At 27.7% G+C, this 2,037-nt stretch carries 2 protein-coding genes and 1 pseudogene; all 3 read right to left on the bottom strand.

The annotated features are described in order from the left end of the window. Positions 1-154: helix-turn-helix domain-containing protein (locus HGB55_RS15690; RefSeq protein ID WP_168817822.1), on the bottom strand; the 154-nt coding region annotated here is incomplete at its 3' end. A 302-nt stretch (positions 155-456) separates the two neighbouring features. After that, a complete protein-coding gene (locus tag HGB55_RS14795) occupies positions 457-1,797 on the bottom strand; it encodes a retroviral-like aspartic protease family protein (protein ID WP_168817824.1) in 1,341 nt (446 codons plus the stop codon). Positions 1,798-1,922: 125 nt separating this feature from the next. Then, positions 1,923-2,037, bottom strand: a pseudogene (locus tag HGB55_RS15550) (Fic family protein); the annotation flags it as partial.

Consider the following 2,037-nt stretch of genomic DNA (forward strand, 5'->3'; position numbering starts at 1 on the left):
TAGGATCTTGAATCCATTTATTGATTTCACGAGATATAGTTGAACGAGATCTGTTTAAAGTTTTAGCGATATAAGCTTTGGATTTATTCTCGTTTAAAAGTGTCTCAATTTTGATTCTTTCTTTAAGTGAAAGTCGTCTGTGTTTTAAACTCATATTTACAAATCTATAAATTTAGATTTGTTGCGTTAAGTTATTGAATAGACCATATTTTTATCAAAATTACCTACAACGGACTTGTATATGAGTAGTAGCGGATTTCTACGCACTGACTTTTCAGTTTTGCACTGACCTTTATTTTATGTTTATACTTTCGTTTTATCACTTAGACCGCTATTATTTATATACATTGTTGTACAACGTACTTTAATTTTTAAACAATTTTTATGATATCAAATACTTTATTAGTTTCAATTATTTTCTTTCTTTTGTTACAAAATATTAAAGCCCAAACTATTTTACCACGCTGGTGAACTCGAATTATAACAACCTGGTCTTCTTCCACGTACAGTATAACAATTTGGATTTTTTATCCAACCCACCTCACCATTCAATTTTTTTATTTTAACCCAATAGTCTGATTCCTCAATATTGTTAGTAACGACTCCTGTAATTCTATTGCAGGCATCATAACGTCCTGTTCTAATCTTTTTTGATCCGTCATAATTATAATAAAATGCGGCATATATTACCTTATTATTATATAAGACTCGGTAATAATCCTCTCCTTCGTAGTTTAACATATAAACTAAATCTCCTTTCACAAAAGGAGGTTCCTCACAATCATCAAAAAGATTAGGAAGTACATTATTAATTTTAATAGAAGCCATTTTGTAAAAAATGAATTTGGATTCGATTGCATAAAACTTCTCATCTGTTTTTAAATATGATATAACATTCGAGCTTTCAATATTATCATAAACTTCAATTTGTTCTTCCGCTATCCACTTTCCAATTTTTCCATCATCAGATAAGGTCTTGTTTATATAAACAAACCCCTTTTTTGGTTTGTAATTAGTAAGATCAATATTTTTATTTCCAGTAATAGAGAGTTCATTATTATAATAATCAAAAGAATATTTACCTAATCTTTCGAGTGCAGTCTGACCTAATAATAAGGGAGCTTTTGTAGTATTAAGAATTGAAGCTCTTACATTTTTTAATACAATATCACCAATTGTAATTTCTTTTAAATTTAAAACTAATCCTTCACTTATATTACCATCAGCAAATTGAAAAAATTCTTTTCCAATAATATCAGAAGATTTTATCAATCCCTTGCTATATAAAATTTCAGCTACTTCAAGAGATAAACTTACGTTTGATGCACCCGTATCAAAGATAAAATTGAATTTTTGACCGTTTATAAGGCAAGGAATTTGATAAACTCCACTTATCTTTTTTAATTTAATTACAGTTGGTGAATTTTCAACTTCTTTTTTAAGATTGTTAGAAAAACTATTAGGACTTTTATTTATTTCATTGATATTTAATGTTTTTAAGTATCCATTAAATACATATCCTTCATTTGGATAAGCTATGAAACTGGGGTAATTATCAAATTCTACTTTTATCCATTCACCCGTAATAATTTCATTATCATCAAAAAAACTTTGTTTGATACCAGTTTTTTCAATTAATTCAACTCTTTTTCCAAACGGAAGCAATCCTAATTTTTTTCCTATTAAATTGGGACTCTGCCTAATTGTAAGACCACTTTTGGCAGTTACTTCAAGTGTAGTTTGCGAAGTGACATTTATCGAAAAAAATAAGAATATTATAATTGTAAATTTTTTCATTTGTATGTTGTACAACGGGTTTGTATAACGAAAGTTGCGAATTTGAAAGCACAATTTTCGGTTGTTTAAATATAGTATTTTTTAGATTTAGAAACATTCTAATTTACAGAAAGAAGCAATTTTGGTTATACATTGTTGTGCCCAGTTATTAATTTGTACTTAGTTTTATTCTTTTCCCCGATTTTTTTAAATAAATTTAATTCTGCCCCTTTTTTTAAATCTCTACTTGCAGTTGCAGAA

The organism is Lutibacter sp. B1 (genome assembly GCF_012524075.1).
Taxonomy (GTDB): domain Bacteria; phylum Bacteroidota; class Bacteroidia; order Flavobacteriales; family Flavobacteriaceae; genus Lutibacter.

Coding starts and splice junctions, on each gene's coding strand:
- HGB55_RS14795 (WP_168817824.1), bottom strand. CDS start 1,797: ATGAAAAAATTTACAATTATAATATTCTTATTTTTTTCGATAAATGTC.